This is a genomic window from Kitasatospora sp. NPDC004272 (assembly GCF_053603035.1).
The window spans coordinates 1-7043 of the sequence record NZ_JBSGET010000235.1 but is presented as its reverse complement, the minus strand read 5'-3'; the positions used below and the strand labels follow the sequence as shown (position 1 = coordinate 7043).

Sequence of the window (7043 nt, the reverse complement as noted above, 5' to 3'; positions counted from 1 at the left end):
CGGCCTGCGACGGCTCCGGGCCGCCGCTCCGGCCGGGGACGGCCGCCCCGGGCAGCACCGGCCACGCCGACCTCGCCGGCCGCTTCGCCCACCGGCTGGTGGAGGTGCTGTGCGGGGTCCGCCCGGTGCACCAGCTGCAGCGGCACACCACGCTGCCGGGCTTCCACCAGCTGGCCGCGCTGGTGCGCAGCGGCCCGCTGCGCCCGCGCGGCCGGGTCCAGCGTCCGCGGCTGGGCCGGGTGCACGACTGCGCGCCGGGTCCGGGCGCGGTGGAGGCGTGCGTGCGGGTCGAGCTGGGCCCGCGGCACCACGTGCTGGCGTTCCGCCTGGAGCGGCACACCCGCACCGGCCAGTGGCAGTGCGCCGCGGTGGAGACCAAGTGACCGGCGGGAACGCGGTGTCCGGGAAGCGCCGCGGGGCGCCACCCCCGGAAGGAGCGGCGCCCCGCGGAACACGGAGAGCACGGAGAGCACGGACCTGGTCAGGCCTTGCGGCGCCGCCCGCCCTTCGCCGCCTTGGCGGCCTTGCGGCGCTCGGCCCGGGTCAGGCCGTCGCCCTCGGACGCCGACCCGTCCTCGTCCTCGAAGTCGCCCTCGACCACGCCGCCGCCGATCTCGTCGGACGGGGCGATGTAGTGGAGCTTCTTGCGCTCGGGGGCCTCCAGGCCCTTGGCCCGGATCTCCGGGCGGGCGGCCGGGACGGCGGCGTCCTTCTCCAGCTTGTCGAGCAGCACCTGCTCGTCGTCCGGCACCGGGACCTCCTCGACCTGCTGCTCGACCTGGACCTCCAGGTTGAACAGGTAGCCGATGGACTCCTCCTTGATGCCCTCCATCATCGCGGAGAACAGGTCGAAGCCCTCGCGCTGGTACTCGACCAGCGGGTCGCGCTGGGCGTAGGCGCGCAGCGCGATGCCCTCCTGCAGGTAGTCCATCTCGTAGAGGTGCTCGCGCCAGCGGCGGTCCAGCACCGACAGGACGACCCGGCGCTCCAGCTCGCGCATGATCTGCTCGCCGAGCTCGTCCTCGCGGCGGCCGTACGCGGCGGCCACGTCCTCCTGGATGGCCTTGGTGAGGAACTCGGGGGTCAGGCCGCCGCTGTCCGCGGCCTCCTCCTCCAGCTCGTCCAGGTCCAGCGAGACCGGGTAGAGCTGCTTGAGCGCGGTCCACAGCTTGTCGAGGTCCCAGTCGTCCTCGAAGCCGTCGCCGGTGGCGGCGTTGACGTACGCGGCGACGGTGTCGTCCATGAAGTGGCCGACCTGCTCCTGCAGGTCCTCGCCCTCCAGGACGCGGCGGCGCTCGCCGTAGATGACCTCGCGCTGGCGGTTGAGGACCTCGTCGTACTTGAGGACGTTCTTGCGGATCTCGAAGTTCTGCTGCTCGACCTGGGTCTGCGCGGAAGCGATGGCGCGGGTGACCATCTTCGACTCGATCGGCACGTCGTCCGGGACGTTCGCCATCGACAGCACGCGCTCGACCATGCTGGCCTTGAACAGGCGCATCAGGTCGTCGCCCAGCGACAGGTAGAACCGGGACTCGCCCGGGTCGCCCTGGCGGCCGGAGCGGCCGCGCAGCTGGTTGTCGATCCGGCGGGACTCGTGCCGCTCGGTGCCCAGGACGTACAGGCCGCCGATCTCCTGCACCTCCTCCTGCTCCGCCTTGACCGCGAGCTTGGCCTTCTCCATCGCGGCCGGGAGCGCGCCCTCGTACTCCTCCGGGGTCTCCTCGGGAGTGATGCCGCGCTGGGCGAGCTCGGCGGCGGCCAGGTGCTCGGGGTTGCCGCCGAGCATGATGTCGGTGCCGCGGCCGGCCATGTTGGTGGCGACGGTGACGGCGCCCTTGCGGCCGGCCTGCGCGACGATCTGCGCCTCGCGCTCGTGGTGCTTGGCGTTCAGCACCTCGTGCGGGATGCCGCGCTTGCGCAGCTCCTGCGACAGGTACTCGGACTTCTCGACCGAGACGGTGCCGACCAGGACCGGCTGGCCCTTCTCGTAGCGCTCGGCGATGTCCTCGACCACGGCGGCGAACTTGGCCGGCTCCGACTTGTAGATCAGGTCGGGCTGGTCGATCCGCTTGGGGGTCTTGTTGGTCGGGATCGGGACCACGCCGAGCTTGTAGATCTGGTGGAACTCGGCCGCCTCGGTGGTGCCGGTACCGGTCATGCCGGACAGCTTGTCGTAGAGGCGGAAGAAGTTCTGCAGGGTGATCGTGGCCAGCGTCTGGTTCTCGTTCTGGACCTCGACGCCCTCCTTGGCCTCGATCGCCTGGTGCATGCCCTCGTTGTAGCGGCGGCCCGCCAGGATGCGGCCGGTGTGCTCGTCGACGATCATGACCTCGCCGTTGATGACGACGTAGTCCTTGTCGACCTTGTAGAGCTCCTTGGCCTTGATGGCGTTGTTCAGGAAGCCCACCAGCGGGGTGTTCACCGACTCGTAGAGGTTGTCGATGCCGAGGTAGTCCTCGACCCGGCCGACGCCCTCCTCCAGGATGCCGACGGTGCGCTTCTTCTCGTCGACCTCGTAGTCGCGGTCGATCTTGAGGCGCTGCACCAGCTTGGCGAAGTCGTTGTACCACTTGGTGGCCTGGTCGGCCGGGCCGGAGATGATCAGCGGGGTGCGGGCCTCGTCGATCAGGATCGAGTCGACCTCGTCGACGATCGCGAAGTTGTGGCCGCGCTGCACCAGTTCGTCCTGCGACCACGCCATGTTGTCGCGCAGGTAGTCGAAGCCGAACTCGTTGTTGGTGCCGTACGTGATGTCCATCCCGTACTGGCGCTTGCGCTCGGCCGGCGACATGTTCGCCAGGATCACGCCGACCTCCAGGCCCAGGAAGCGGTGCACCCGGCCCATCCACTCCGAGTCGCGCTCGGCGAGGTAGTCGTTGACGGTGATCAGGTGCACGCCCTTGCCGGTCAGCGCGTTCAGGTACGCGGGCAGGGTGCCGACCAGGGTCTTGCCCTCGCCGGTGCGCATCTCCGCGACGTGCCCGTAGTGCAGGGCGGCGCCGCCCATGATCTGCACGTCGTAGTGGCGCTGGCCCAGGACGCGCTTGGCGGCCTCGCGGACGGTCGCGAACGCCTCGGGGAGGATGTCGTCGAGGCTCTCGCCGTCGGCCAGGCGGGACTTGTACTCGTCGGTCAGCGCGCGCAGCTCTTCGTCGGTGAGGTTGACGAAGTCCTCTTCGATCGAGTTGACCTGGGCGGCAATCCGCTGCAGCTTGCGGAGGATCTTGCCCTCGCCTGCGCGCAGGATCTTGTCGAAGACGGACACGTGAGCGGGCTCCTTGCCTCATTCGGCTCTGGATGACTGCCGGTGGGGAGTTCACCCCACCGTACGGGCCATCGTATGCGAGGAGTCCGAGCGGCCGGGAGGTCCGTCAGCACGCTATTCCTGTGTCACCCCTGGGAGCACATCGTCCGATGCCGGGTCCAAACGGTCAAAGCGGTTCGCTCCCGGTCGGTTGTCAGTGCCCCCGCCTAGCCTCGCCCCATGGCCGAGATCCCTGTCGAGTCACCCTCCGCGACTCCCGCCGCACCGTCCGCGTCCGCAGCGGCGGCGCCCCCGCCCACCGTCCGGCTCGGCGCGGACCAGGCCCGCCGGATCGCCCTGCGCGCCCAGGGCCTGATCGGTCCGCCCGACCGCCGGGCCGGCGCCGGGGGCGTGCTGCGGCGGCTCGGCGCCGTCCAGTTGGACACCATCTCGGTGCTGGCCCGCTCGCACGAGCTGGTGCCGTACGCCCGGCTCGGCGCGGTCGGCCGCCGCCCGGTCGAGCAGGCGTACTGGGGCCGGGGCACCGCCTTCGAGTACTGGTCGCACGCGGCCTGCGTGCTGCCGATCGAGCAGTGGCCGCTGTTCGCCTTCCGCCGCCGCGCCTACCGGGCCAAGGACCGGGTCTGGGGCCACCCGGTCTCCTCCTCCGCCTACGCCCAGGTGATCGACAAGCTGCGCGCCGAGGGCCCGCTGACCTCCACCGGCCTCGGCGGCGCCAAGAAGACCTCCGAGTGGTGGGACTGGTCCGACACGAAGATCGCCGTCGAGCGGGCGCTCGCCTTCGGGGACGTGGTGGTCACCGAGCGGCGCGGCTGGAAGCGGGTCTACGACCTGGCCGAACGGGCCGTCCCCGCCGAGCTGTTCGGGCAGGACCCGACCGACGCCGAGTGCCTGGTGCGACTGGTGGCGCTGGCCGGGGCCGCGCTCGGCGTGGCCACCCGCGCCGACCTGATGGACTACCACCGCCTCAAGGGCGCCCAACTGGACGCCGTGCTGCCGGAGTCGGGCCTGGTCCCGGTCGAGGTGGAGGGCTGGGGCGCCCCGGCCTGGGCCGACCCGGCGGCGCTGGCCGCTGCGGGTCCGGCGGGCGGCTCCGCCGCGGGGCGCGGGCGCCACCGCACCACGCTGCTCTCGCCGTTCGACTCGCTGATCTGGGACCGCCCGCGCACCGAGCGGATCTTCGGCATGAGCCACCGCCTGGAGGCGTACACCCCCAAGCACAAGCGGGTGCACGGCTACTTCGCGATGCCGCTGCTCACCGCCGGCCGACTGGTCGGCCGGGTCGACCCGGCGCGCGTCGGCAACGTCCTGGTGGCCCGCCAAGTCTCGCTGGACGCACCGAAGTTCGTCCCCGCGCTGGCCGAGGCGCTGCGCGAGGCGGCCGAGTGGACGGGCTGCTCGGCCGTCCGGGTGGAGCAGCTGGCGGACGAGTCGCTGCGGCCGGAGCTGGAGCGGCTGCTGGGCTGAACCTCCCGCGGGCGCTCCCGGCCGACGCTCAGCCTATTTCGAGGATCTTCTCACGCATCGCGTAGACCACCGCCTCCATCCTGGAGTGCAGTTGGAGCTTCTCCAGGATGTTGCGCACGTGGTTCTTCACGGTGTTCTCGCTGATGAACAGCTCCTTGGCGATCTCCCGGTTGTTCATCCCGGTGGCCACCAGCTTGAGCACCTCCAGCTCCCGGTCGGTCAGCCGGGGCGCGGGCAGCAGCTCCCGGTCGTCCGAGCGGCGCTGGATCATCGACTTGAACTCGGTCAGCAGCTTGGCCGCCATCGACGGGCTGATCTGCGACTGCCCGTCGGCCACCGCCCGGATCGCGGTGGCCACCTCGTCGGTGGAGATCTCCTTCAGCAGGTAGCCGGTGGCCCCCGCCTTGATCGCCTCGTAGAGGTCGGCCTCCTCGTCGCTGATCGTCAGCATGATGATCTTGGCGCTGGGCACCACGTCCTTGATCGCGGTGCACGCCTCGATGCCGCTGCGCCGGGGCATCCGGACGTCCATCAGGATGATGTCCGGCAGCAGGTCGGCGGCCTTCAGCACGGCCTCCGCGCCGTCGCCGGCCTCGCCGATCACCCGGATGTCCTGCTCCTCGGCCAGCACGATCTCCAGGCCCCGGCGGAACAGCGCGTGGTCGTCCACCACCAGCACCCGGATCGGCTCCGCGCGGTGCGGCGGAAAGCCGGTGTCCCCCGGCCCCTGGCCCTCGCGCGAAAGGTCCCCCATCCGCTCCTCCCCCGCCGATCACGTCACGTCCGACGCCGCCCATCATTCCACGGCCGGGCCGTGGCGCGGTCACCCTGCGGCGCCGAACCGCCCGGCTGGGTGACCCCGCACGCGCGGGTGACCCCGGCGACCGCTCCGGCCGCCGGGGTCACCCGCCGCGCGCCCCGCGGTCAGTCCTCTTCGGGCCCGTTGATCGCGCCGCCCGCTCCGGCGACGTCCACCGCGGCGGCCATGTCCTCCTTGAGGTGGATCACGCCGTAGTGGTAGCCGTGCCGGCGGTAGACCACGCTCGGCAGGCCGCTGTCCTTCTCCTGGAACAGGTAGAAGTCGTGGCCCACCAGCTCCATCGCGTACAGCGCCTGGTCCAGCGACATCGGCGCCGCGGCGTGCGTCTTCTCGCGGACCACCAGCGGCCCGTCGCCCTCCACCTCCAGGTTGCCCGCCACGGTCCTGCGGGCCGTGCCGTCGGCGCTCGGGGCGGCCTCGGCGGGGGGCAGGTCGGCCAGCGCGGCGGTCGCCGCGGCGACGCTGACCGGCGTCCGCCCGTTGACCCCGCCCTTGTGCACCCGGCGGCGGTCGGCGGACTTGCGCAGCTGCGCCTCCAGCTTGGCGGAGGCCAGGTCCAGCGCGGCCCACGGGTCGCTGGCGGACGCCTCGGCCCGGATCACCGGGCCGCGGCTGCGCAGGGTGATCTCCACCCGGTCGGCGCGGTCGGCCTGGCGCGGGTTGGGCTCCTTGGACACCTCGACGTCCAGGCTGATCGCCTTGGTGTCGAACTTCTGGACCTTCTCCAGCTTCTCGGCCACGTGCTCGCGGAACCTCTTGGGCACCTCGGTCTTGCGGCCCTTGACGACGATGTCCACGCAGAACTCCGATCCCTCGTGCTGACCGGCCCGGAGTGCGTCCCGAACCGGCGTGAGACCCAGCCGGACCAGTCGGTCACCGCCCGCCCCCCGGACACCGCCCGGGGAACCCGCGAGGACCACCGGCCCTTACCTCACTTCCTCCCCACCAGGAGGATTCGAAACCCCTGGAAACCTCATGCAACACCTGCCGCGGGGATCTCGCCTCTCCAGTCGAACGAAGCTACCGGCGTCCGGTCGGCGGTCCGGCTGTTCCCCCCTGTCTACCCACCTACGGGTGAAACACCGGCGAACGTCTGGACAACACGCCCGGCACCGCCCACCGTATGGCTGATGCCGCCGCCCGGCGGGCGTTCCGGAGGGGTTCCGTGACGAGCCGCAGCACCGCCCACCAGCCCGGATCCGGCTCCGCCCGGGTCCTCGCCGCCCTGCTCGACCTGCTCCTCCCGACCCGCTGCGCCGGCTGCGGGAGCGGCCTCACCGGCCTCTGCCCGCCCTGCCGCGCGCTGCTCGACGGAGCCGCCGCCGGCCCGGCCGGACCGCACCGCCCGCCGCCCGGCCTGCCCCCGGTGCACGCCGCCGCCCCCTACGCCGGGCCGGTGCGCCAGCTGCTGCTCGCCCACAAGGAGCGCGGGGCGCTGCGGCTGGCCGGCCCGCTCGGCACCGCGCTGGCCGCCGCGGTGCGCTCCGCCAC

General features: G+C 72.1%; 5 protein-coding genes and 1 pseudogene. 3 read left to right on the top strand and 3 right to left on the bottom strand.

All coding sequences use genetic code 11. The annotated features are described in order from the left end of the window. Positions 1 to 383 (top strand): Rv3235 family protein (locus ACWEO5_RS37450; RefSeq protein WP_452166550.1); only part of this gene is annotated, 383 nt, incomplete at its 5' end. Between the two features lie 98 nt (positions 384 to 481). On the opposite strand, the gene secA is transcribed toward ACWEO5_RS37450, so the two are convergent. Continuing rightward, positions 482 to 3265 (bottom strand): preprotein translocase subunit SecA, encoded by a 2784-nt coding sequence (gene secA, locus ACWEO5_RS37445; RefSeq protein WP_452166549.1) that lies wholly within the window; start codon positions 3263 to 3265, stop codon positions 482 to 484. Between the two features lie 219 nt (positions 3266 to 3484). Between secA and ACWEO5_RS37440 the strand changes: the two genes are divergently transcribed. After that, on the top strand, positions 3485 to 4732 hold the full coding sequence (locus ACWEO5_RS37440; RefSeq protein WP_452166548.1) for a winged helix-turn-helix domain-containing protein: 1248 nt from the start codon (positions 3485 to 3487) through the stop codon (positions 4730 to 4732). Between the two features lie 28 nt (positions 4733 to 4760). On the opposite strand, the gene ACWEO5_RS37435 is transcribed toward ACWEO5_RS37440, so the two are convergent. Together ACWEO5_RS37435 and hpf are read right to left on the bottom strand one after the other, a co-directional pair. Beyond that, complete coding sequence (locus tag ACWEO5_RS37435) at positions 4761 to 5486, bottom strand: response regulator (RefSeq protein WP_380273480.1); 726 nt, start codon at positions 5484 to 5486, stop codon at positions 4761 to 4763. A gap of 170 nt (positions 5487 to 5656) precedes the next feature. After that, on the bottom strand, positions 5657 to 6349 hold the full coding sequence (gene hpf / locus ACWEO5_RS37430; protein WP_452166547.1) for a ribosome hibernation-promoting factor, HPF/YfiA family: 693 nt from the start codon (positions 6347 to 6349) through the stop codon (positions 5657 to 5659). Positions 6350 to 6717: 368 nt separating this feature from the next. On the opposite strand from hpf, the pseudogene ACWEO5_RS37425 reads away from it, so the two are divergent. Then, a pseudogene (locus ACWEO5_RS37425) lies at positions 6718 to 7043 on the top strand (ComF family protein); the annotation flags it as partial.

Coding starts and splice junctions, on each gene's coding strand:
- ACWEO5_RS37440 (WP_452166548.1), top strand. CDS start 3,485: ATGGCCGAGATCCCTGTCGAGTCACCCTCCGCGACTCCCGCCGCACCG.
- ACWEO5_RS37435 (WP_380273480.1), bottom strand. CDS start 5,486: ATGGGGGACCTTTCGCGCGAGGGCCAGGGGCCGGGGGACACCGGCTTT.